Source organism: Anaerobacillus sp. ABD4_527, from assembly GCF_056160805.1.
In genome coordinates this window covers 1-23,552 of sequence record NZ_JBSWXZ010000011.1, presented here as the reverse complement: position 1 = coordinate 23,552, position 23,552 = coordinate 1, and the positions used below count along the sequence as shown (strand labels likewise).

17 protein-coding genes, 3 tRNA genes, 1 other RNA gene and 1 other annotated feature (1 of these 22 running past the window's edge) are annotated in these 23,552 nt (G+C 43.0%); of the genes, 18 read left to right on the top strand and 3 right to left on the bottom strand.

The window, feature by feature from the left end; genetic code table 11:
* Positions 1-64, top strand: a binding site (T-box leader) (it extends 142 nt beyond the left edge of the window).
* Between the two features lie 61 nt (positions 65-125).
* Both serS and ACXAHI_RS20890 read left to right on the top strand, forming a co-directional pair.
* A complete protein-coding gene (serS, locus tag ACXAHI_RS20895; RefSeq protein WP_270182960.1) occupies positions 126-1,400 on the top strand; it encodes a serine--tRNA ligase in 1,275 nt (424 codons plus the stop codon).
* A gap of 126 nt (positions 1,401-1,526) precedes the next feature.
* Positions 1,527-1,619 (top strand) — tRNA-Ser (locus tag ACXAHI_RS20890).
* A 132-nt stretch (positions 1,620-1,751) separates the two neighbouring features.
* Here ACXAHI_RS20890 and ACXAHI_RS20885 read toward each other — a convergent pair.
* Together ACXAHI_RS20885 and ACXAHI_RS20880 are read right to left on the bottom strand one after the other, a co-directional pair.
* The gene (locus ACXAHI_RS20885) at positions 1,752-2,420 is read right to left on the bottom strand and encodes a deoxynucleoside kinase (RefSeq protein WP_270182959.1); all 669 of its coding nucleotides are present in this window, start codon (positions 2,418-2,420) and stop codon (positions 1,752-1,754) included.
* The gene (locus tag ACXAHI_RS20880; protein ID WP_270182958.1) at positions 2,417-3,055 is read right to left on the bottom strand and encodes a deoxynucleoside kinase; all 639 of its coding nucleotides are present in this window, start codon (positions 3,053-3,055) and stop codon (positions 2,417-2,419) included. Before ACXAHI_RS20880 ends, ACXAHI_RS20885 begins: the two co-directional genes overlap by 4 nt.
* 183 nt (positions 3,056-3,238) lie before the next feature.
* Here ACXAHI_RS20880 and ACXAHI_RS20875 point away from each other — a divergent pair, with 183 nt between their 5' ends.
* From ACXAHI_RS20875 to ACXAHI_RS20840, 8 genes are all read left to right on the top strand, one after another.
* The gene (locus tag ACXAHI_RS20875) at positions 3,239-4,435 is read left to right on the top strand and encodes a cation:proton antiporter (RefSeq protein ID WP_474850999.1); all 1,197 of its coding nucleotides are present in this window, start codon (positions 3,239-3,241) and stop codon (positions 4,433-4,435) included.
* Positions 4,436-4,556: 121 nt separating this feature from the next.
* Positions 4,557-5,675: a 4-hydroxyphenylpyruvate dioxygenase gene (hppD, locus tag ACXAHI_RS20870; protein ID WP_270182956.1), complete on the top strand. Its 1,119-nt coding sequence runs from the start codon at positions 4,557-4,559 to the stop codon at positions 5,673-5,675.
* A 33-nt stretch (positions 5,676-5,708) separates the two neighbouring features.
* On the top strand, positions 5,709-6,338 hold the full coding sequence (locus tag ACXAHI_RS20865) for a flavin reductase family protein (protein ID WP_474850997.1): 630 nt from the start codon (positions 5,709-5,711) through the stop codon (positions 6,336-6,338).
* Positions 6,339-6,343: 5 nt separating this feature from the next.
* Positions 6,344-7,222, top strand: coding sequence for a fumarylacetoacetate hydrolase family protein (locus ACXAHI_RS20860; RefSeq protein WP_474850995.1), 879 nt, complete (start codon positions 6,344-6,346; stop codon positions 7,220-7,222).
* 20 nt (positions 7,223-7,242) lie between these two features.
* Positions 7,243-8,379, top strand: a complete 1,137-nt coding sequence (locus ACXAHI_RS20855) for a homogentisate 1,2-dioxygenase (protein WP_474851005.1) — start codon at positions 7,243-7,245, stop codon at positions 8,377-8,379.
* 98 nt (positions 8,380-8,477) lie between these two features.
* Positions 8,478-8,553: transfer RNA gene (locus ACXAHI_RS20850), tRNA-Arg, on the top strand.
* A 202-nt stretch (positions 8,554-8,755) separates the two neighbouring features.
* Positions 8,756-16,972, top strand: a complete 8,217-nt coding sequence (locus tag ACXAHI_RS20845) for a carboxypeptidase regulatory-like domain-containing protein (RefSeq protein ID WP_474850993.1) — start codon at positions 8,756-8,758, stop codon at positions 16,970-16,972.
* A 149-nt stretch (positions 16,973-17,121) separates the two neighbouring features.
* Positions 17,122-18,108, top strand: coding sequence for a hypothetical protein (locus ACXAHI_RS20840; RefSeq protein ID WP_474850991.1), 987 nt, complete (start codon positions 17,122-17,124; stop codon positions 18,106-18,108).
* A gap of 38 nt (positions 18,109-18,146) precedes the next feature.
* On the opposite strand, the gene ACXAHI_RS20835 is transcribed toward ACXAHI_RS20840, so the two are convergent.
* Positions 18,147-18,770: a cysteine hydrolase family protein gene (locus ACXAHI_RS20835; RefSeq protein ID WP_474850989.1), complete on the bottom strand. Its 624-nt coding sequence runs from the start codon at positions 18,768-18,770 to the stop codon at positions 18,147-18,149.
* A gap of 99 nt (positions 18,771-18,869) precedes the next feature.
* Here ACXAHI_RS20835 and tadA point away from each other — a divergent pair, with 99 nt between their 5' ends.
* From tadA to ACXAHI_RS20795, 8 genes are all read left to right on the top strand, one after another.
* Entirely contained in the window at positions 18,870-19,376 is a 507-nt protein-coding gene (gene tadA / locus ACXAHI_RS20830) for a tRNA adenosine(34) deaminase TadA (protein WP_474850987.1), read from the top strand.
* Between the two features lie 42 nt (positions 19,377-19,418).
* Positions 19,419-19,511 (top strand) — tRNA-Ser (locus ACXAHI_RS20825).
* Between the two features lie 101 nt (positions 19,512-19,612).
* Positions 19,613-19,879, top strand: an RNA gene (ffs, locus tag ACXAHI_RS20820) — signal recognition particle sRNA large type.
* Between the two features lie 137 nt (positions 19,880-20,016).
* Positions 20,017-21,711 carry a DNA polymerase III subunit gamma/tau gene (dnaX, locus tag ACXAHI_RS20815; RefSeq protein WP_474850985.1) on the top strand — a complete coding sequence of 565 codons (1,695 nt, stop codon included), beginning with the start codon at positions 20,017-20,019 and terminating at the stop codon, positions 21,709-21,711.
* A gap of 32 nt (positions 21,712-21,743) precedes the next feature.
* The gene (locus tag ACXAHI_RS20810) at positions 21,744-22,070 is read left to right on the top strand and encodes a YbaB/EbfC family nucleoid-associated protein (protein WP_270182933.1); all 327 of its coding nucleotides are present in this window, start codon (positions 21,744-21,746) and stop codon (positions 22,068-22,070) included.
* Positions 22,071-22,081: 11 nt separating this feature from the next.
* A complete protein-coding gene (gene recR, locus ACXAHI_RS20805) occupies positions 22,082-22,678 on the top strand; it encodes a recombination mediator RecR (RefSeq protein ID WP_224885607.1) in 597 nt (198 codons plus the stop codon).
* 17 nt (positions 22,679-22,695) lie between these two features.
* The gene (locus ACXAHI_RS20800) at positions 22,696-22,917 is read left to right on the top strand and encodes a YaaL family protein (RefSeq protein WP_474850983.1); all 222 of its coding nucleotides are present in this window, start codon (positions 22,696-22,698) and stop codon (positions 22,915-22,917) included.
* Between the two features lie 68 nt (positions 22,918-22,985).
* On the top strand, positions 22,986-23,252 hold the full coding sequence (locus ACXAHI_RS20795; protein ID WP_474850981.1) for a pro-sigmaK processing inhibitor BofA family protein: 267 nt from the start codon (positions 22,986-22,988) through the stop codon (positions 23,250-23,252).
* Positions 23,253-23,552: the final 300 nt, after the last annotated feature.

Sequence of the window (23,552 nt, the reverse complement as noted above, 5' to 3'; positions counted from 1 at the left end):
TCTGTTAAGAGGCAGGCAATTGTCTGCAATCAGGGTGGCAACGCGGGTAGCTCTCGTCCCTTTCCAAGGGGACGGGGGCTTTTTTGTATTCCTAAGGCGCTTATCGTAAAAAAGGAGGAAAAAGCATGATTGATTTAAAGGTTCTACGTAAGAATTTTGATGAAGTAAAAGAAAAGTTATCAAAGCGTGGGGAAGATCTTGTTGGTCTTGACCGTTTTGAAGAGCTTGATCAGCGAAGAAGAGATCTCATCGCGAAGACTGAAGAACTTAAAGGAAAGCGTAATGAGGTTTCAAAGAAAATCGCAGAATACAAGCGTGAAAAGCAAGATGCTGATCATTTGATCAAAGAAATGCGTGAAGTTGGGGACGAAGTGAAGACGCTTGATGAAGAGCTTCGCGGTGTAGAAGGGGAGTTAGAGGAAATCCTCCTACATATTCCTAATATTCCTCACGAGAGCGTACCTGTAGGTGAAACAGAGGATGACAATGTTGAGGTGCGTACATGGGGAGAAAGAAAAGACTTTTCTTTTGAAGCAAAGCCTCACTGGGATATTGCGACTGATTTAAACATCATTAACTTTGAACGCGCATCTAAGGTTACAGGAAGCCGTTTTGCTTTTTATAAAGGAGCTGGAGCACGTCTAGAGCGCTCTCTTATTAACTTCATGATGGATCTTCATGAGTCTGAGCATGGATACGAAGAGATTCTACCTCCATATCTCGTTAATCGCGAAAGCATGACAGGAACTGGTCAGCTACCTAAGTTTGAAGAAGATGCTTTCAAAATTCGTGAAGAAGATTACTTCTTAATTCCAACGGCAGAAGTACCTGTTACGAACTTCCACCGAGATGAAATTCTTGATAGCGCTGATCTTCCGCTTGCATACACTGCATTTAGTGCTTGCTTCCGTTCTGAAGCAGGATCTGCAGGTCGTGATACGCGAGGATTGATTCGTCAGCACCAGTTTAACAAAGTTGAGCTTGTTCGCTTTGTAAAGCCCGAAGAATCTTATGATGAGCTTGAGAAGCTTACTGGACACGCTGAGAAGGTCCTTCAGTTACTAGAGTTGCCTTACCGTGTGATGAGCATGTGTACAGCAGACCTCGGCTTCACAGCGGCAAAGAAATACGATATCGAAGTATGGATTCCAAGCTATGGAACTTACCGAGAAATCTCTTCTTGCAGTAACTTTGAAGACTTCCAGGCGCGCCGTGCAGGGATCAGGTTCCGTAGAGAAAAGAACGGTAAACCTGAATTTGTTCACACGTTGAATGGCTCTGGTCTAGCGATTGGAAGAACGGTTGCTGCAATTCTAGAAAATTACCAGCAAGAAGACGGTACGGTCATTGTTCCTGAAGTGCTACGTCCATATATGGGTGGCCGTGAAGTTTTAAAATAAAGGAAAAGAGGGGGAGAAATCCCCCTTATATATAAAAAAATAAAAAATCTCATTCAAAGTGTTGACTTCATACCGAACGGGTGATAAGATATTATTCGTGTCACCGAGTTATTAAGCAACACACACGGAGGAATACCCAAGTCTGGCTGAAGGGATCGGTCTTGAAAACCGACAGGGGCTTAACGGCCCGCGGGGGTTCGAATCCCTCTTCCTCCGCCATTAACTAATTGAACTACCAACGCGCATATAATTTGGAGATTATATGACCGCTGTCTCTTGCAGATAGCGGTTTTTTTATGTTCTATTTTATGTATATGAAAAGGAGCTATCCGCCGGATAGCTCCTTCGTTATTATCTGCTCAATAAAGGAATTTGGTTAAATTTCTGTTCGATCCGCTTTAGAATCAGTTCTACTGAAGACGGGTCGTTCACAAGGTCATATTCGTTGATGTTCAGTCTAAGGATCGGGCATGCGTTGAAGCTATCGATCCAATTGTTGTAGCGTTCATACATCTCTTCCCAGTATGCAGTTGGCGTTTGCTGTTCCATCGGACGTCCGCGTTCCTTGATACGATCGACAACATCCTCGAAAGATCCTTCAAGATAGATCATTAAGTCAGGATGTGGGAAGAATGGCGTCATGACCATGGATTCAAAAAGGTTCGTATACGTTTCGTAATCGACGCTCGACATCGTTCCTTTTTCATAGTGCATTTTTGCAAAGATGCCCGTATCTTCATAGATCGAACGGTCCTGTACAAAACCTCCACCGTACTCAAACATTCTCTTCTGTTCTTTGAACCGTTCAGCTAAAAAGTAAACCTGTAGATGGAAACTCCAGCGGGAAAAGTCATTATAGAACTTCTCGAGGTACGGGTTATTATCAACTTTTTCGAGTGATGTTCTAAATTGCAAAGCATTTGCAAGTGAACTAGTAATTGTAGATTTACCAACTCCAACAGTACCCGCAATCGTAATGACGGCGTCCTGTGGTATGTTGTATTTTTCTCTTAGATTCATACAGGGTCTCCTTCTTTCAAGGTTAATTCGAGGGATTCAAAAATGGTCTGCAAATCTTGTTCATTTGCAACGAAGTCCATCTCATCGCCATTGAACCGGAGAACAGGTATATCAGGGTGATGTGCTTCGAACTCCTGCATAAACCGTTCATAGTCAGACGATAATCGCTTTAGGTAAGAGGGGTCAATATCTTTCTCAATTTGACGACCTCTCTGTGAAATACGATTTAATAACGTTTCGAGGCTAGCATTCAAATAGATGATCACATTCGGTTCAGGCATGCCCTCGGTTAAAATATCGTAGATCTTCATATATTTAGAAAAGTGCTTGTCACTGAGTGTCTGTTGGGCAAAAATTTTATTTTTAAAAATGTGGTAATCAGAGATGACTGGGCGTTGTTTGGATAGATAGTGTTTATCCATCTCTTCTAACTGTTTGTATCGATGGCTAAGAAAAAACATCTCGGTTTGGAAGCTCCACTCTTCAATGTTGCCGTAGAACTTACCGAGAAACGGATTTTCTTCTACGATTTCTTGAAAAAGTTTAAACTGATAGTAATCAGAAATAGCGCGGGAGAGAGAGGTCTTTCCAATACCGATCGGGCCTTCGACGGCAATAAATGGGGTCTGGTTCATACGTATCCTCCTCCGTCGTTTCCTATGCTAACCAGATCTTGCTCTCTTTTTTATAGACAAAGATAATTGTAGCATAGACCAAGAACTGTGGACAGGGTTAAAACCATTGACTTAAAGGTAAAAAAAACCTTCCGTTTTATTTATGGATGAGAGGGAAGAAACGGGATGGAAAGGGGGAGAAGCATGGGATCTCATCATATTCTAATCTTATTATTCATAGGTTATCTTGTTTATACGATCGACACGAAACAGAAGAACTTTCCTGCACCGTTAGTTCTCTTACTTATTGGGATTAGTTTGTCTTTTATTCCCTTCTTTCAATCTGTACATATAACAAAAGAGATTCTTTTTGAATGGTTTTTACCAGCACTTTTATTTATCTCCGCATATCAGTTCCCATTCGATCACTTTAGAAAGCATGCAGGCATCATTTCTATGCTAAGTACACTCGGCATCATCGTAAGCGCTGTTCTATTAGGTGGAGCCATCTTCTTATTGAGCGAACCATTCCTTTCTCTTTCGTTTCTTGGCGCATTGCTAGTCGCTTCTATTTTGACACCCACTGATCCAGTATCTGTTGTTTCGATTTTAAAGAAAACATCGAAAGATCCTAAGATCGCAGATGTTGTGGAAGGCGAATCGATGGTGAACGATGGGACGAGTATCGTTCTTTTTAGCGTGTTTGCAGGAATGCTGTTGCAGGGTCGTACTTTTTCTGTGAGTTCTTTCATCTATGATTTCATTCTCGTATCCATAGGGGGAGTAGCGATCGGTGCGATTTTTAGCTATCTTGTTTGTCGTGCGATTCGTCTTACCCATCATCGTCAGTATCAGGTCATGTTAAGCATCGTTCTTGCTTATGGAAGCTTTTATGCAGCAGAAGCGCTTGAAGTATCAGGCGTACTTGCCGTTGTTGCAGCTGGAGTAGTCCTTTCTTATGAGCTTGATCGATTGATCAAAGAATCACACTACAGAGAGTACTTAAACAGTTTTTGGGAAGTTGTTGAACCGAGTATTCTTGCATTGATCTTTTTGTTGATCGGAATAGAAACGATAAATTATTTGGCCCTTAACCATTGGCTGTTTATTACTCTTGTGTTTTTAGCCTCTGTTGTCATTCGGTTTCTTGTTCTATCGGGCATCGTGAAAATGTTTAAGGCTTGGCGTAATGAATTCAATTGGAAAGAAATCTCCCTCGTCACATGGTCTGGCATTCGTGGAACGATGTCAGTCGCATTGCTCCTTAGCTTAGAAGTCGATAACGCATCGATCGATCACGATATCCTGTCCATTACGTTTGGAGCAGTCATACTATCTCTCATCATACAAAGCATGACGATCTATCCGCTCTCAGCCTTTTTTGAGAAGGAGAATGTCTGAGCTCGAAAAGCAAAGTGCACCAATACAGGAAAGCGTTATGGCTTTAATAGATACTCTTGAAAGGTTTGTGAAAAAGATTTACGTTTAAGCTGGTTGACTAACAAAAATTGGAGGGATTTGCGTGCAGGAACAAACGTTGAATAGTAGCCAGCAGGATACCGTTGATTTTTTCCCGGTGCATGATGTCGATTATCTTGAACTTTATGTTGGTAATGCAAAGCAATCAGCTCATTACTTTTGTAAGGCATTCGGTTTTAAGCCAGTCGCTTACTCTGGACTAGAAACAGGTGATCGCGAGAAAGTATCCTATGTGCTTCAACAGAATAATATTCGACTCGTTCTAACAGGTGCTCTTTCAAATGATCATCCAATCGCAGATTTTGTTAAACTTCATGGAGACGGCGTTAAGGACATTGCTCTTACTGTAGAAAATGTTGAAAAGGCTTACAAAGAAGCTGCAGAGCGTGGAGCGATCGAACTTAGCCCTCCGAAAGAATACAACGATGAGTTTGGAACAGTAAAAAAAGCTGTCATCGGTACATATGGTGACACGATTCATACATTAGTCGAACGAAAAGAGTATGAGGGCGTGTTTTTACCAGGATTCAAACAGTTCGAAGGTGATATTCCATCACAGACGACAGGACTTCTCGGTATCGACCATTGCGTAGGGAACGTGGAGTCAATGGAGGAATGGGTTTCCTACTATGAAAATGTGATGGGCTTTAAACAAATGATTCACTTTGACGATGAAGACATCAGTACGGAATATTCTGCTTTAATGTCCAAAGTTATGCATAACGGTGGTCGAATTAAATTCCCAATCAATGAGCCTGCAGAGGGAAAGAAAAAGTCACAGATTCAGGAATACTTAGATTACTATAATGGCCCTGGCGTGCAGCATATCGCTGTATTGACGAACGACATCGTAACAACAGTAGCGAAATTACGAGATGCAGGTGTAGAGTTTCTAGAAGCACCGGATAATTACTATGATGTGTTAACGGAGCGAGTTGGTGAGATCGATGAAGAAATTGACAAGCTTCGCGAATTGAAAATATTGGTAGACCGAGACGATGAAGGCTATCTTCTCCAAATTTTCACGAAACCTGTCGTCGACCGTCCAACGCTATTTATTGAAATCATTCAGCGTAAAGGTGCAAAAGGATTCGGTGAAGGGAACTTTAAGGCGCTTTTCCAGGCGATTGAACGTGAACAAGAACGAAGAGGCAACTTATAAAAACGAGAAAATGGTAGAAAAGGAGTTGCCAGTATGAAAGTTCAACCAGATACACTTGCATGGAAAGATGCATACAAATTACTGATCGGTTCCGTTCTTCCTCGCCCCATCGCGTTTGTCTCTAGTATCGATCGTAACGGCAGAGAAAACCTTGCACCATTTAGTTTTTTTACGGGAATATGTGCGGATCCTATGATGGTTTGCTTTGCACCGATGCGTAAAGCGGGTGAAGGTGATAAGAAAGACACCCTGATGAATATAGAAGAAACGAAGGAATTCGTGATCAACATCGTAGGAGAAAAAATTGTTGAGCAAATGAATGAGTGTGCGACGCCTTTCGATCGTGAAACAGATGAGTTTATTGAAGCTGGTCTAACAAAAATTGAAAGTGAGTGCATTACCCCGCCAAGGGTGAAAGAGAGCGATGTGCAGCTTGAATGTGTACTCGATCAAATCGTTGAATTCGGGGACCGTGAAGGGGCAGGCAGTCTCGTGATCGGGAAAGTCGTGATGGTCCATGTTCGCGATGAGTTATATGAAGATGGCAAGATTAAGACAGAACTTTTGAAGCCTGTTGGAAGACTCGCAGGGCAGGAGTACACTCGAGCTACAAGCGATACATTTACACTCAAAAGAAAAACAACGGCTGAAGGAAAGAGCTGAGGACATTGAAATTCGTCACGTATGAGTTGCAAGGTAAAGAGCATGCAGGGGTATTAAAAGGAGAAAAGGTGTATAACGTCCATCAAGCTTCTAACGGCAAGGTGCCAGATGACCTTTTAGAAATTATTAAAGGGGATTATGCACTTGATCGTTTAGAGTTAAGCGAAGGGCACGACCTGTCTCAAGTGAAGCTGAAAGCACCTCTTCCTCGCCCTGCTAGTATAAGAGACTTCTATGCGTTTGAAGAACATGTCATTACAGCTAGAGGCAAAAGAGGACTTGATGTGGTGCCTGAATGGTACGAGATTCCCGTCTTCTACTTTACAAATCATCATGCTGTAAAAGGTCCAGATGAGGTTATTGCCTCACCAAAAGGCTGTGAGAAACTAGACTATGAACTAGAAATAGCTTGTGTCATAGGCAAAAAAGGTAGAAATATAAAAGCGAGTGAAGCAAGCGACTATCTATTCGGCTACATGATCATGAACGATTGGAGTGCGCGGGACATACAAGCGAAAGAGATGAAAGTAGGGCTCGGGCCTGCAAAAGGGAAGGATTTTGCAACTTCTTTCGGACCTTATCTTGTTACGCCGGATGAAATACCGCTGCACGGCGAACTCGACCTTAAGATGGAAGCTTATGTGAACGGTGAACGTTATTCCGTGGGAAATGTGAAAGACATGCACTATTCATTTGGGGAATTGATCGAACGAGCGTCGAAAGATGTCACGCTATATCCAGGGGAAGTAATCGGATCGGGTACCGTGGGCAGCGGTTGTATCCTTGAGCAAACCGGACGTGATTGGTTGAAGGCTGGTGATCGAGTGGAACTCTCTATTACTCATCTCGGCAGCCTAATCAATGTTGTTGGAGAGGAGGAATAAGAGTGGCTTTTTACCAGAAGATGGGAGAACTTCCTCATAAGAGACACACGATGTTTAAGAAAGAGGATGGATCCCTTTATAGAGAACAGGTGATGGGGACAAAAGGATTCTCAGGCATTCAGTCCATCCTCTACCATCATCATTTTCCTACAGCGGTAAAGGAAGCGAATTATTTAAAAGATGCTTTACCAGAGTATGAGAAGCAGGATGCATTGAGGCATCGTCATTTCCGTACAGCAGCATACGACAAAAAGGGGGATGCTGTTGTCGATAGGTGTTATTTCCTGGGGAATGAGGATGTTTTGATTGGAGTTGTGAATCCCGCGGAATCGATGAAGTACTTTTACCGAAACAGTGATGGAGATGAGCTTTTCTTTGTTCATCATGGTACTGGTAAGATTGAAACGATGTTTGGTGAGATCACCTATGAGCCGGGCGATTACGTGTTGATTCCCATCGGAACGATTTATCGTGTCTTCCCGAACGATGAGAATCGCTGGTTAGTGATCGAGGCCACGAGTGCGATCACAACCCCTAGACGCTACCGGAATGAATACGGTCAGTTGATGGAACATAGCCCTTTCTGCGAGAGAGATATCAGTGGGCCTGAGCGCCTGAATACGTATGATGAGAAGGGTGAGTTTGAGGTCGTTACAAAAGCACGTGGCAGCTTGCATCGACATGTGTTCGACCATCATCCGTTGGATGTCGTTGGATGGGATGGCTACCTTTATCCATGGAAGTTCAATATCCGTGACTTTGAACCGATAACGGGTCGTATTCATCAGCCGCCTCCGGTTCATCAAACGTTCGAGGGACATAACTTCGTTGTATGTTCATTCGTGCCAAGATTATATGATTATCATCCAGAGTCGATACCAGCACCTTACTTTCATAGTAACGTCGACAGTGATGAAGTGCTTTATTATGTAGAGGGAAACTTTATGAGTCGTAAAGGGATCGAAGAGGCTTCGATTACCTTGCATCCATCTGGTATTCCTCATGGCCCGCATCCAGGTAAGATCGAAGGAAGCATCGGCAAAAAAGAAACGCTCGAGCTTGCTGTCATGATCGACACGTTCCGACCGCTCAAGACGATTGAGCAGGCGAAGGATTATGAAGATCAAGCTTACATGAAAAGCTGGGTTACCGAGTAAACGATCAATTGGGGGAAACGAACGGAAGGCGCGGCTAGAATAATAGCCGCGCTATTACTTTTCATACATTGCCTTTTATTGTATAATAAAATCCATTCGGCCCCGTAGCTCAGGGGATAGAGCAACGGTTTCCTAAACCGCAGGTCGGAGGTTCGATTCCTCTCGGGGCCGCCATTCTTTTAATAACATACATAATTCTAGTAACACGCGAACAAAAATATGTTCGCGTGTTTTTTTATATACAGAGTTCAAAAAAACAGGCTAGGTCAACTAGGGACAAGGATGGAATTTAAGAGCACATATAGGCCTATCCACCACGACATTTACCCTTTCTATGCATAAACCTATAGGAAGTGAATATTAAGGAGGAAGAATCGTGTCATTTCCGGACCAAAATCAATATACATCCGTGCCTTTGGGATCAGGTTTTTATTTTGATGTGTTCAATGATGAAAATCCAGCAGCAGTAGATTTAGTCGGTGATACATCAAACCCATCGTTCGCCATCGCGTATGATGATACAAATGTCTACTTTCGTTTACGTTTAAACGATGACCCGCGTAATAATAAGGAAACAGGCTTTAAAAATTTTTCGTGGGGTGTTTTGTTTAATACTGGAGGACCAGCTGGAACCTACCAGTGGCTTTTAGCTGTAGATGGGCTAAGTGGAGAGCTTGTTCTCATTGAAAACACAAAACAGGAAGTTAACTCATGGAATGATCCAGCTGAAGGTATCAATGGTAGAGGAGAGCCCAATTACTCCCAACCGATTATAAACTTTGATATCGCGAGGGTTACGCCTGCTGACACAACGTTTGGTGGGAATAACAACGTCTTTCTGGACTTTTTTATACCAGCCAATATTTTATTCGATTTTCTGAACATAACTGAAAACACACCACTGCAACTTGTATCGTTCACTTCGACGAATGCAAACAACTACAATAAGGACTCTTTGAGGATTTCTGAAGGTTTTCAGTTCACGGATGCTTTTTCTGATCCGATCTCAGCAGAGGATAGTAACGTAAAAGCAAAACTAGATCTTCAAAAAATACTAGTGAGTGGTCCTACTACAGTTGGGGCAGGAGATGAAGCAGCTTATACTGCTAGATTAATTGTAGAAAACACAGGCAAAAGCAAAGCGAAAACTGTTAAATTGCAAGATGTGATCGAGTTTGATTTAGTTAGTGGATTTTCAATTATTAGTAGTTCTACAGGTAAACCGTTTTATAACGAGCGCACAAACACACTTGGCTGGGAGATAGGGATTCTACCACCTGGAGAAACAGCAATCCTGGATTTTGAAGTGAGTGGATATTTTACAACGGATGGAGAACGTGTTCTTGAAAGAGCAAGAGCGATAGGGACGGATGGTAACACAGGTAAAAGAATATTATCCGATACGGTTACCACGGTTATTACTGTAACAAGTACCGGAGGAGTTACCGGAATTGTTAAAAACCACACAACGGGTCTTCCATTAGCGGACGTTGTTGTGGAATTAAAAGATGGTGCAACAACGATCGCGGTAACAACAACGAACGACAGGGGAGAATATTCTATTAATGAGATTTCCCCAGGTTCGTATACGATTGAATACTCGAAACCAGATTTTATTACGAATATCCAGACGGTACAGATCAATTCTGGAGCCATTACAAGAAAAGATGTTTTTCTAACGGAGCTCCAAGGAGCCGTAGAAGGAACTGTTACAAATGGAAGTGGCGGGGCAATTGCGAACGCTACTGTTTTACTCGTCGATTCAGCTGGTAATGTTATTGATGAAGGTACCACGAATGCGAGCGGGGAATATAACTTCCCATCGGTAAAGACAGGATCTTACACGGTTGTTGCTAGCGCTTCAGGGTTTCAGTCGGCTGAACAAGGCGTAATGGTAAAAGGCGGTCAAACGTCGACTGCAAACTTTGTCCTAAAACCGAATCCAGGAACTATACAGGGAACTGTCACAAATGAAGCAGGTGACCCACTGAGCGGTGCGTTAGTGGAGGTATTGAATTCTGCAGGAACGACAATCGCTAGAGTGTCCACCGATGCTTCTGGTAATTATGTTATCGATGACTTGGCACCAGGGGATTATAAGTTACGAGTAAGTAAAGATCTTTATCGAACGTCCGTTGTTGGGTTTAATCTTGATGCTGGAGAAACAAAGAACGTGAACGTAGAGCTAATTGCAAACCCCGGGGCACTAGAGGGAATTGTATCTGACTCTGCAACATCTGATCCGCTTCCTGGTACAACCGTTCAAGTAGTTGACGCTCGCGGTGTTACAGTAGCATCCACTATCACTGCTGTTGATGGTTCCTATAGTTTTTCTAATCTTGCTCCTGGACAATACAGTGTGACGTTTATAAGCGATGGTTACGGATCGAAGACTGTTGGAACAAAAGTACGATCAAACGTAACGACACAACTTAACGTAAGTCTCAATCAACTAGTAGGCGGAATTGCAGGTCAGGTAACAGATAACGATGGGAATGTCCTTACTGGAGCAATCGTAGAAGCATTCTTCAACAATGTTCACGTTGCGACTGTTACAACGGATAACAATGGTTTGTATGAAATCAATAATCTTAGTCCAGGATTTTATACGGTCACTGTCTCCAAGATGGGATATTCTACGGAAACGGTTGGTGCATCTGTTGTTGAGAATGAAGTGACTCGGGCAAATGCAACTCTTATTCCTAATCCAGGAACGCTAGAAGGGATTGTGCAATCTAGCGGTGATCCGATTTCTGGAGCTGTCATCACCGTTCGCGATGATCGCACGGAAGCTATTATTACCCAAGTCATCACAGATGATCAGGGCAGATACACTGCACTAGGATTGGCACCAGGACCTTACACCATTACTGCGTCAGCTGAAGACTTTCAAAGTCAATTTAAAGGTGCGACGATCGTTTCAGACCAAACGACTACTGTAAACTTCTCATTAGAGCCAAACCCTTCAAGTGTTTCAGGCACAATCATAAACGCAGATACTGGCCTTCCGATCACTGGTTCTACGATTGAAGTGCAGATCTTTGATGCAGCTGGAACGTTAGTAACAACTGCATTTACCAATTTTAATGGAGAATACGAAGTAACGGATCTTCCACCAGGAATTTATAGAATCACTGCGCATGCAGCTGATTTTCAATTGAACTCAGCGACTGCTTCACTATTACCTGGAGCATTGACGGTAGTAGATATTGAACTTACGCCTGCACCGGGTAATATTGTCGGCACAGTAACAGATAGTGATGGAAACCCACTTAGTAATGTATCTGTCAGAATCATTGATGATCGGGGACTTTTAGTAGGAACGATTTTAACTGATTCAAATGGAAGTTATGTATTTGATGGATTAGCACCAGGAAATTATACCGTTACAGCAATCGCTTCTGGCTTTCAGTCCTCTTCTACGGGGGCTATCGTAGAACCTAATGAAACAACAATCGTGAACCAAAGTTTAGAGAGTAACCCAGGCAGCATTTCAGGGACGGTATCTCCTGTCGTTGAAGGCACCACGGTTACGCTAAGAACATCAGATGACCTTTTTGTCGCAACAACACTCCTAAATGAGGCTGGAGAATTTAGTTTCAGTAACCTCGTTCCGGGAGAATATATTGTTTCCGCCACTGCGCCGAATTATCGTGTATCTACAGCGGGTGCCACGGTTGTCGCAGATCAAATAACGTCTGTTGATTTAACGATGCAGCCTAATCCTTCAGAAATGAGCGGTACAATTACTGATCCTAGTGGCAATCCGATTCCAAATGCGACTATTCAAATCATCGATACGAACGGTAGTATATTAGGCTCAGGTGCAACGGACCAATCCGGGCAATATGTGATTGGAAACTTACCGCCAGGATCTTTTTCAGTCATTGTCAGTGCACAAGACTTTGCTTCCACAACAGGTGGCATCACATTAACACCTGGTCAAACTGTAACGGATGCAGATTTTGTCTTGATTCCGGATCCAGGAACCATTGTAGGGCAAGTGATCGACACTTCTGGAAATGGTATTTCGGGTGCAACTGTCATCATTCGAACCTTCGATAATAATCAAATCAAAACCCTTACGACGAATGAGTTTGGAGAGTTTATCGTTGAAGGGCTCGCCCCTGGTTCTTATACGGTAGTAGCAACAGCAACTAATTTTTCAACGGCATTTGTCGGTGCAGTAGTTGCGAGTAACGAAAATACGATCGCAACGTTAACGCTCGAGAGTTTAGTAGGAAATATCTCAGGATCAGTCGTTGATAGTGATGGAAATTTAATCACAGGTGATAATATTGGCATCAAGTTATTTAGTGCTAGTGGAGCCTTACTTCAAACGTTTGTTGCAAATTCAGACGGGACATTTTTTATTAGTGCGCTACAGCCTGGACAGTATAATGTGAATGCAACCGCCCCTTCATACACTGCGAACACAGCGAGTGCAAGTGTTATTGCTGGAGCGACAGAAACGGTAACGATTCCTCTTCAACTTTTACCAGCTACTATTACAGGAAGGGTAACGAATACTGCAAGTGGTGAGGGGATTAATGGTGCTGTTCTAACGTTTACAACGTCAGAAGGACTACCGATCGCAACTTCGATCTCAGGCTTGAATGGCGAATATATTGTAGAAAACATCCCAGCAGGTACGGTAGTACTAAGCGTAAACGCAACTGATTTCGGTGCGAAATCCCTGACGACAGTGATTGAGCCAGGAGAAGTTAAAACGCTAAATGTTGATCTTGAACAGAGCCTAGGATTTTTGACAGGTTATATTACGAATATTGATACTGGAGAAGCGATTTCTGGTGCAGTCATCTTAATCAATGAAAATGGAGAACAAATCGCAACGATTACTTCTGATGAGTCTGGACAGTTTTTAACAGAAGGATTGAGTCCTGGAAACTACCAAGCTGTTGTCGCTGCAGAAGGTTTTACAAGTCGTACAGCTAGCTTTAATATCGAGCCGAACGAAACAACCGTACTCAGCTTCGCGCTATCACCGATCCCTGGAACGATTACTGGAAGAATCACGAACTTTAATACTGGAAGTCCGATTTCTGGAAGCACAATCGTTATACGCGAACAATCGCCGAGTGGTCCGGTAATCGCTACTACGACTACGAACTCTAATGGAGAGTATATTGTAAATACTCTATCTGCAAGCACATATACGGTCATTGCTTCAGCTGAAGATTTTGGTGCTGCAGAGGCAACAACAATTGTTGGCCGCGGTGAAACCAAAACAATTGACATTAAGCTGATACCGGACCCAGGAGCTATTCAAGGTACGATTAGAAATGCAAATACAGGTCTTGAGTTATCTGGAATAACGGTAGAGCTATTTAATCAAGATGGCATGCTTGTCTTCACAACAAACACGGATGAGAATGGCTTTTATCAATTCACGGAACTAGAAGCTCTGCAATATAGAGTTGTGACGAGAACCCCTGATTTTCAGACTCAAGAAATTGGCGTCATCGTCACTTCTGGAAACACAGAAATCGTTAATATCAACTTAGAATCAAATCCTGGCAGTATTACAGGTACGGTAGTAGATGCAGAAACGGATACAAGGTTAGTCGGTGCAGAGGTCACCGCATTCTTCGCTCAGGATCTTGTACCAATCGCTACGACCACGACGAATGGTTTGGGAGAGTATACGATTTCAGGTCTTGTTCCAGGAACGTATACGATCGTTGCAAATGCGGTTGGCTACACTGAAAATTCTACGGGAAGTACCGTTTCGCCAAATGCAACAACACTCACAAATCTTTCATTAACAGGTGTTCCTGCTAGTCTATCTGGTACTGTTCTTGATGAAAATGGGCAACCGCTCAAAAATGCTGTTGTTAAAATTATCGATGTGAACGGTGTTGTAATCGGTACAAGTGCAGTTGATGAAAACGGAAACTATTCAATAGGAGGGTTGAAGCCAGGGACTTACAGAATTCTAGCATCAGCTCCTGGAACATCTGCCCCTGACGTGGGAGGCGCATCTACTGGGGTGACGCTCGTCGCAGAACAAAACAGAGTCGTTAATTTCGTGCTTAGATCAAATCCAGGAAGAATATCTGGAATGGTGTTTGATGAAGTTACTGGGAATCCGATCGTAGGAGCTAACGTCAACATTCTTGATAGTAACGGGCTAGTCATTGCCACAACGGCAACGACTACAGGTGGAAGTTATTTAGTAGGAGGGCTTGAAGCAGGAAGTTATACCGTTTCCGCAACGAAAGCTTCCTATGCACGGAAAACAGCTGGGGCCATCGTTGAACCTGATCAAACAACGACGGTTGATCTCTTTCTTAAAAGAACGACTGGTTCAATCTTCGGCAAACTTCAGGATGAAACTGGACATCAAATCATCTCAGATACGGTTGGGGTTCGATTGCTTGATGATAAGGGATTGCTTCTACAGTCTACCGTTGCTACACCAGAGTGTGAGTTTAGCTTTAGTGACTTAGCTCCTGGTCAATATCTTGTAAGCATCAGTGCTGACGGGTATCAATCTAAGGTTGTCCCTGTAACGGTAGTTGCAGGAGAAGTCAGTGAGTTGACCATCACCTTCTTCCGTAATGCGGGAATTATAGCTGGTACAGTAACGAACATGGATACTGGAAATGGAATAGCTGGTGCAACTATTCAAATAAAAGACGCTGCGAATATTACCCTTGCAAATGGAGTCACAAATGAGGATGGAAGCTTTACGGTTCAAAATATCCCACCAGGATCTCAGGTAGTTACTGCATCACGGGATGGATTTGGAACGGGATCTACAGGTGTAAATGTCGTTGCAAACGAAGTATCTGAAGTCACCATTGCATTAACTCCTAATCCAGGTAGCATCGGGGGAAGCATTACAGACGAAGCTTCAGGCTTGTCGGTTTCCAATGCAACCGTCCAAGTGTTGAACGAAGCAGGAACGATACTAGCAACTGTACTCAGTCAACCCGACGGTCAGTACCTTGTTTCAGATATCCCTTCAGGCGTCTATGAAGTAATCGTCAGTCATCCTGAGTATGGCATCAAACTTGGTGGCGCGATCGTTGATAGTAATGAAAAAGCTACCCTTGATTTCACCCTAAACCCAAATCCAGGAAGCCTTAGCGGAATCGTTGTTAATCAAGAAACGAAAGAAAGAGTTTCAGGTGCGACCGTTGAATTAAGATGGCTGAGTCCTGATGGGGAACTTGTCGCTTCTACGTTAACGAACGAGGATGGAGAGTATTTTATAACTGGACTTACACCTGCCATCTATATGGTAGTTGCATTTGGGGGAGGTCTTGGAAGTGATTTAGCTTCAATCGAAATTCGCTCCAATGAAATGGTTGTCCAAAACCTTGGATTGTTTCCACTTCCAGCTAACGTGAGAGGGAACGTAAGAGATGCAGTAACCGGCTTGCCGGTCGAAGGAGCGCTTGTTCGTTTGGTCACGTCGAGCGGTGGCTTCCTTCAAAGTGGGCAAACTGATCGTGATGGAAATTATTTAATCGAAGGGTTTGACCCAGGCGAGTATACGCTTGTTGTTCGAAATGAAACGTACGACTCAACTGCAAAGGAATTTACAGCAGAGCCTCTCGAAACAGCTGAAGTGAACTTTGCATTATCATTAAGCCCGGGATCTGTTTCAGGTAGAGTAAAAGACGAGAACACATCAGAATTTGTTGCTGGTGTTTCAATCATTGTTCTAAACGAGCTGAATGTACCGATCGCAAATACACTTACTGACCAAAGCGGGAACTATGTGATCAATGGGTTAGCACCGGGCCGTTATTCCATTAGAGCTCTAGCAGTCGGCTGCGATTCGAATGCCAAAGCATTGACGATCATAGCAGGAGAAACCACTACGGTTAACTTTTTGCTAACTGGTGACCCATCGATCGTTAGAGGAAACGTAACAGATGAAAATGGAAATGCACTTAATGATGTAGGGGTAACGGTTTTTGACAGCAATGGAAATTTGGTAGGAAGAGGCGTGACAAGTCGAGAGGGCGTTTATGTAATCGGTTATCTTCCAGCAGAAACATTAACTTTTGTTGCATCCTTGCCTGGATTTACTCCAGATGAAAAAATCATCACGTTATCACCTAACAGCGATCGAACTGTTAATTTTGTACTCGGTATAGCAAACCCAGGTATTCTTTTCGGAAGAGTAACGAGTGAGAGAACGGGTGAGCCAATCGGTGGTGCAACGATCACTGCAAGGAGAAATAATGAGATCTTCACGGAAGTTTCTACTCGTCAAGATGGAACGTACTCGATGGAGCTTCCAGAAGGTGACTATGTAATACGCGCAGCCGCACCGTCATATGAACCTCAAACAGAACCTATATTTATTCAAGCGGGAGAACGTGAAGAGTTAAACTTCACATTACAAGGCGGGGCGCCACCGCGAGATCAGTATTATCTATTTAGCTGTGAGAACGGTCAACCTCTAAGAGTATCCAATAGTTTTGTTCCGACGCCGTTCACCTTGCAAAGGGTCGATAGAAAAACAAACTGTGGCTATTTCTCTTATATCGATCTTGGCACAGAAAGAACGTTAATCGTTTGTCTAAGCTGCTTTACAATCAGTAGGATCGAGTAATGACATTACCGATGAGTGATAGCTCATCGGTTTTTTATTTTTTCTACGAAACATTACGATGTAACGTTCATTGTTAAAAAATGCAAGCTAAAGAATTGTAAAGGTGATATGATAGAGATAAAAGATTGCTAGGTTGGGAGGCTATCACGTTGGATGAGTGGAAAGGTGCAGCGGCCGATGTGTTTCGAGCCGTACGTATCAATTTAAAATCCGAGCTTTCTCCACTGGTTGATGAGGTGCAAACGCTCTTTTCAGACAACCCATGGGGGCAGCTTTTCTTATTATTGCTATCACTTGTGGTCCTAGTGCAGGTCATTAGTCTAGTAGCACGTGCATATGACCGCGCATTTCGGCAGACCATCGAACGGAGGATGGAGACGAACTCGAACATTAATCGTTTCTTTAAGGGTTTCTTGCATCATAGAAGGTCGGACGGATGGATGAATGATACTTCGTGGTTGCAAAAGGAACTTCAGCGCTTCGATCTGTACGAGCTTGAGTGGTTGAAAGCAGAGCTTACAAGTGCTGAGAATGACTTTCGAGATTATCGCCCGCAAACGTTACTTGCTGGAATTCTTTTCTCAATCGCTACGCTACTTCTTGTGTGGTATTACGAGTGGACGATTTTTGAGCAAGAGATCCTCTCCTATGTTTTGCCTGTCCTCATTATCACGTGGTGTATCGGACTCGTATCTTATAAAGTAGGAATTAAGAAGCGTTTTTATCGTTCTTTAACGACGAATGTAGAACTTGCGATCCCCACTAAAAAAGTTCAAGACGTGATGAAGTATATCGATTCTGATTTAAAAAGGTACAAGATCGAGCATTCAATTACGGATGGCGGATATTATGAGGTTATTCGGTGTATGACATGTACGTACCATTCAAAGTATCTAGAAGAAGTGCGTTTTCAAATCAATGATACGTTCCTTGCTTTTAAGGCGGATGAACGTGCAATCGAAGTGACGGTAAGCAGTGAGTATAGCCATACATTTACTATTGATCGCCTTGAGTTTAAAGATGGTTATTGTCAAAGTCTCAGAAAGGGAAGCCAGCTGTTTGACGATAAACTGATGGTTACCTACTTGAATGCTGCCTTTGAGCAAAGACCAGCTTATTTCCAAACGAGTTCATAATGAACGAGAACCCCTTCTGTAGTAGAGGGGGTTCTTCATTATCCTTCATAGGAGGTAACGGTGTTTTTGTCATCAGCTTTTTGCATGATTTCTTTCAGGTCTAGTTCGGTTGAAGGTTGGATATTTGCTTTTAGATTTCCTTCCATAAGTTTTAATGCATAATCGTTATCTTCCTTTACGTTCGAAGCGCTACAGTCACTTGGGATGTATAGTTCATACTCCCTCATATATGCATCGTTGGCTGTGAATAAGACACAGATATTCCCTGCAAATCCAGTCAGAATAAGGGTGTGTACTTTTAGATATTTTAATAAGGAAGAAAGTGGTGTTGAAAAGAAGCCAGAATGCTTCGGTTTGACTACTGTGTAGTCGTCATCATCAGGCGCTAGTCGATCGACTAGGTGCTTTCCGTTCGCTTCTGCAGCGTAGTTAACGACTTTATTAAAATTAGATTGCCACATACCGTAGTTATCATTCACGTAGATGACAGGCATTCCGTTTGCTTTTGCACTCTTCTTCAAGGATGAAATGCGATCAGCGGCATCTTCTGTATATCTACCTAGTAATTCAGCGCCTTCGAAATCCATTGTATTGATAACATCGATTAATAGTAATGCGACGGATGATTGCTGGTGTTCGGATTTTGTATGTTCTTTGCTCATAAGAACTCCTCTCCTTATAATAGGTGATAGAATTGGAAATTGTATGTAGTTTACCCAAGAGCGTAAAGAAATAAAACATTGTAAGAAGGAGCAACTTTAATGAAAGATGCACAGTGCAGCGATGGTTATTTTATGCAAAAAGCAATTGAAGAAGCAAGAAGAGCTGAGGCAATTGGGGAAGTTCCAATCGGTGCAGTCATTGTAAAAGATAATGAAGTGATCGCATCGGCATTCAACTTAAGAGAATCTGAACAACGTTCTGTTGCACATGCGGAACTTTTAGCTATCGATGAAGCTTGTAGAGTGACCGGAAGCTGGCGATTAACAGGATGTACCCTCTATGTGACGCTTGAACCCTGTGCGATGTGTAGTGGTGCGATTGTACTCTCTAGAGTGGAACGAGTAGTATATGGCGCGAGTGATCCGAAGGGTGGGTGTGCTGGTACCCTTATGAACCTTCTCGACGATGGTCGCTTTAACCATCAAGCTGAGGTAACTCGTGGTGTAATGGAAGAAGAGTGCGGCTCGATGTTATCGACATTCTTCCGTACGTTAAGAGAACAGAGGAAAGAAGAAAAGCTCAAAATGAAAGAAGATAACGTTTGATACGAACAACGCATAGATGTTATATTGTTTCCGTCGATAGATGGAGGCGTACCCAAGTCTGGCTGAAGGGGGCTGACTCGAAATCAGCTAGGGCGTTCACGCGCCGCGGGGGTTCGAATCCTCTCGCCTCCGCCATCTTACAAAAGATGGATTATTGGATCTATTGATATTTTCGCCTCGATGCGATATACTAGATTTTGCACGTTAGACGTGCACTAAAAATGTTATCAAATTTGCCGTGCTAGGTGGGGAATTAGCGGTGCCCTGTACTCGCAATCCGCTACAGCGAGACTGAATCCCTTCCCGAGGTTTAGCTACTGCAGGGTCTGCCCTGAATAAGTGGTGTTGACATCCGGGTCCTGCGCAACAGAGTCCTACGAACCCTGTCAGGTCCGGAAGGAAGCAGCAGTAAGTAGGTTCCCTCTGTGTGCCGCGGGAGTGCCCGGATCGAGCTAACTGTTCAGGTAACGCTTGTGGTGGCTTTATCAAAGGAAGGTGCACGGTTTTAATACTTAAATGCTCAACTCACTCTTTAGAGAGTGAGTTTTTTTATATATAAATTCTAAGATTGCTTTTTGAATTAGAAACAATGAAACGGTATAATAGAAAAGGATGAAGAGGTTAGGAGGAGAGTAGGCGAATGAGTTATCAAGCGCTATATCGTGTCTGGCGGCCCCAGACGTTCGAAGACGTAGTCGGCCAGAAGCATGTTACACGAACAATTCAAAATGCACTCATGCAGCAAAAAATCTCTCACGCCTATTTGTTTACAGGACCTCGAGGAACGGGAAAAACGAGTGCTGCGAAAATTATTGCAAAAGCAATTAACTGTGAGAAAGCGCCAGTAGCTGAACCTTGTAACGAATGCTCAGCCTGCCTAGGGATCACAGATGGTTCGATCTCAGATGTGATCGAAATCGATGCGGCTTCTAACACTGGCGTCGACGACATCCGAGATATTCGCGACAAAGTGAAATACGCGCCGAGTTCTGTTTCTTATAAGGTGTACATTATCGATGAGGTTCACATGCTGTCGACAGGAGCATTTAATGCTTTACTTAAAACACTTGAAGAACCGCCAAAGCATGTTGTATTTATCCTAGCGACGACTGAGCCACATAAGATTCCATTAACGATTATATCGAGGTGTCAGCGCTTTGATATGAGACGAATCACGGCTCACGATATCGTAGGGAGATTACAAACTATCATTGAAGCGCAAGGGATCGCTGTTCAGGAAGATGCCCTCTATCAAGTTGCAAGAGCGGCAGATGGAGGAATGCGAGATGCATTAAGTATCCTTGATCAGGCGATCTCCTATAGTGAAGCGGAAGTTATTCTTGACGATGTTCTCGCAGTCACTGGTAGTGTGTCTCAGAAAATGATTTCTCGAATAGCTGGTGCATTTTACGAGAAAGATGTAGCTGAGGCACTAAATGCAGTGGAAGAGCTCATGGAGCACGGAAAAGATGCAGCGCGGTTCTTAGAAGATTTGATCTATTACTTTAGAGATCTACTCCTTTTCCAAACTGCACCTCAGCTTGAAGAAGTGGAAGAACGGGTGAAGGTAGATGAATCGTTTCAACACCTTGCAAAGAATAGTTCGAAAGAGTGGGTGTACAAGGTCATCGAAACACTTAATCGCAACCAGCAAGAGATGAAGTGGACGAATCACCCACGTATCTTTTTAGAACTCGCGCTCGTACAAATTTGTCAGGAAGAGACAGAAAGTCAAGCTACTCAAGATCAGAGTGACCTTCTTGACCGTATTCAAAAGCTTGAAAGTGAACTCAATGAGTTGAAGCAAAAAGGAATCGAAGTCAAGCAAGTAGAATCTGAACAAGAAGCGAAACCGAAAAAACAATTTAAACCATCGAGACAGAAATCTAGTGTATCTCATGGTAAAATAAAAGAGATCCTCAAAAAGGCAACGAAACAGGACCTCATGAAGGTAAAGAGTGTCTGGGGAGAAGTAATGGAAAACGTTCGTCAGGAAAAAGTATCTGCTCACGCGTGGCTAAAAGACAGTGAGCCGGTTGCTGCAACGGAAAAAACGTTCCTACTTTCATTTCAATACGAAATGCACTGCCAGATGGCTGCCAAGGATAACATACGAGGGACTGTAGAAAGTGTCCTTTCAAGAACGCTTGGCAGAACGATGGAGATGGTAGGGATTGTTGAAGATGATTGGCAGCAAATCCGTAGCGAATTCCTAAAGACAAGAGACGAACCTGAAACAGGCGAAGGTGAAAAATCAGAGCAATCTGGTGAAGATCCACTCGTCTCTGAAGCAAGACGTCTTGTAGGCGATGATCTACTCGATATTCAATCTTAAAAATTCAACTATAAATAAGGAGGAATTGTTTTATGAAACGCGGAATGGGTGGCATGAACAACAACATGATGAAACAAATGCAGAAGATGCAGAAGGATATGGCGAAGGCGCAGGAAGAATTGAAGGAGAAAACTGTTGAAGGTTCTGCTGGTGGCGGAATGGTCGTTGTAAAAGCAAACGGTCATAAAGAAGTGCTTGAGGTAATCGTGAAAGAAGAAGTTGTCGATCCAGACGACATCGATATGCTTCAAGACTTGATTCTTGCTGCAACAAACGATGCTCTTCGTAATGTAGATGAACTCGTAAACAAAGACATGGGTAAATTCACACAGGGACTTAATATACCTGGATTAATGTAGGGGGTATGCAGGTGCATTATCCTGAACCAATATCAAAACTAATCGATAGTTTTATGAAATTGCCGGGGATCGGACCAAAAACGGCGGTCCGCCTGGCTTTTTTCGTGCTAGAAATGAAAGATGATGATGTGTTGGATTTCGGTAAGGCGTTAGTAAATGCAAAGCGTCAATTAACGTATTGCTCAGTCTGTAATCACATCACTGACACCGATCCTTGCCGAATTTGTTCAGATAGCCATCGAGATGAGACGGTTATTTGTGTCGTACAAGATGCGAAAGATGTAATCGCAGTCGAGAAAATGAAAGATTACACTGGTTTGTACCATGTTCTTCATGGTGCTATCTCTCCAGTCGATGGGATTGGTCCTGAGGACATCAAAGTGCCTGAGCTATTGAAGCGTCTACAAGACGATAAGGTTACTGAGATCATCCTTGCAACAGATCCTACTATTGAAGGAGAGGCTACAGCGATGTATATCGCCCGGCTCGTTAAACCGACGGGCATTCGAATCACGCGTATCGCGCACGGTCTTCCTGTCGGAGGCGACTTAGAATACGCTGATGAAGTGACGCTGTCTAAAGCATTAGAAGGACGACGTGAACTATAGCAGCAGGGGGGAAGAATATGTTCTTCAAGCGAAAAGGCTACCTGAGAAAAGAAGCCGATGAGCATTTGATTCAAGCTCTGCAAGAATTAAAAGAAGTCTGGAATAAACAAAAAGAAATAGTAGGTCGCAGCGTGGAACCTTCTGGAGCTGTTCTAGCCCGGTTGAAACTTGATGAAGCCAAGTACTTCTACCTATTAAAAGAAGCGAAGCGTAGAAAAATAAGGATGGGGAAGCCGTAAACTTCCCGTTCTTTTTTATTTGGACAGACATACACTTTAATAATTCTTGAAAAGAGCGGGGGACTTTTATGGATCCTAAACTCGTTATCGGATTATTTGCTTTATGTATTGTTCTGTTACTTTTCATCGGAGCACCTTTGAAGCCCATGCGCTGGATTGGTCACGGATTGATCAAGCTCGCCATCGGTGCACTGCTATTATTCTTTTTGAATACATTCGGAACACCGTTCGATCTCCATGTACCGATCAATTTAGGTACAGCCGCGATTTCAGGATTTCTCGGAATCCCTGGTCTAGTTGCTTTAGCTGCAATTCAGCTCATTATCATAGCTTGAGGACAGAGGAACTCGGTCGTTTAAGAGTTCCTTTTTGTTTTTCTAAAATAATTTTTCAAAAAGGGTTGCGTTCTAATCGATGTGCTGTTAGTATTATAGAAGTCGCCGATAAGACACGGCAGACGCAAAGAAATGTTTAAAAAGTTGTTGACGGCAAACGAGTTAATATGATATATTAATAAAGTCGCTGAAAACGACATCGAAAGAATCAAATCGATCTTTGAAAACTGAACGAAACGCCATGCAAGAAATTGTTTCTACGGAAACAACATTGTTTTAAAGCTAGATTGAACTTTTCTA

Bases quoted from the DNA above. Each gene is read 5' to 3' on its own strand.
- ACXAHI_RS20885 (WP_270182959.1), bottom strand. From the start codon at position 2,420: ATGAATCTAAGAGAAAAATACAACATACCACAGGACGCCGTCATTACG.
- serS (WP_270182960.1), top strand. From the start codon at position 126: ATGATTGATTTAAAGGTTCTACGTAAGAATTTTGATGAAGTAAAAGAA.
- tadA (WP_474850987.1), top strand. From the start codon at position 18,870: ATGAAAGATGCACAGTGCAGCGATGGTTATTTTATGCAAAAAGCAATT.
- ACXAHI_RS20800 (WP_474850983.1), top strand. From the start codon at position 22,696: ATGTTCTTCAAGCGAAAAGGCTACCTGAGAAAAGAAGCCGATGAGCAT.
- ACXAHI_RS20855 (WP_474851005.1), top strand. From the start codon at position 7,243: ATGGGAGAACTTCCTCATAAGAGACACACGATGTTTAAGAAAGAGGAT.
- ACXAHI_RS20835 (WP_474850989.1), bottom strand. From the start codon at position 18,770: ATGAGCAAAGAACATACAAAATCCGAACACCAGCAATCATCCGTCGCA.
- ACXAHI_RS20865 (WP_474850997.1), top strand. From the start codon at position 5,709: ATGAAAGTTCAACCAGATACACTTGCATGGAAAGATGCATACAAATTA.
- ACXAHI_RS20810 (WP_270182933.1), top strand. From the start codon at position 21,744: ATGAAACGCGGAATGGGTGGCATGAACAACAACATGATGAAACAAATG.
- ACXAHI_RS20795 (WP_474850981.1), top strand. From the start codon at position 22,986: ATGGATCCTAAACTCGTTATCGGATTATTTGCTTTATGTATTGTTCTG.
- dnaX (WP_474850985.1), top strand. From the start codon at position 20,017: ATGAGTTATCAAGCGCTATATCGTGTCTGGCGGCCCCAGACGTTCGAA.
- ACXAHI_RS20875 (WP_474850999.1), top strand. From the start codon at position 3,239: ATGGGATCTCATCATATTCTAATCTTATTATTCATAGGTTATCTTGTT.
- ACXAHI_RS20880 (WP_270182958.1), bottom strand. From the start codon at position 3,055: ATGAACCAGACCCCATTTATTGCCGTCGAAGGCCCGATCGGTATTGGA.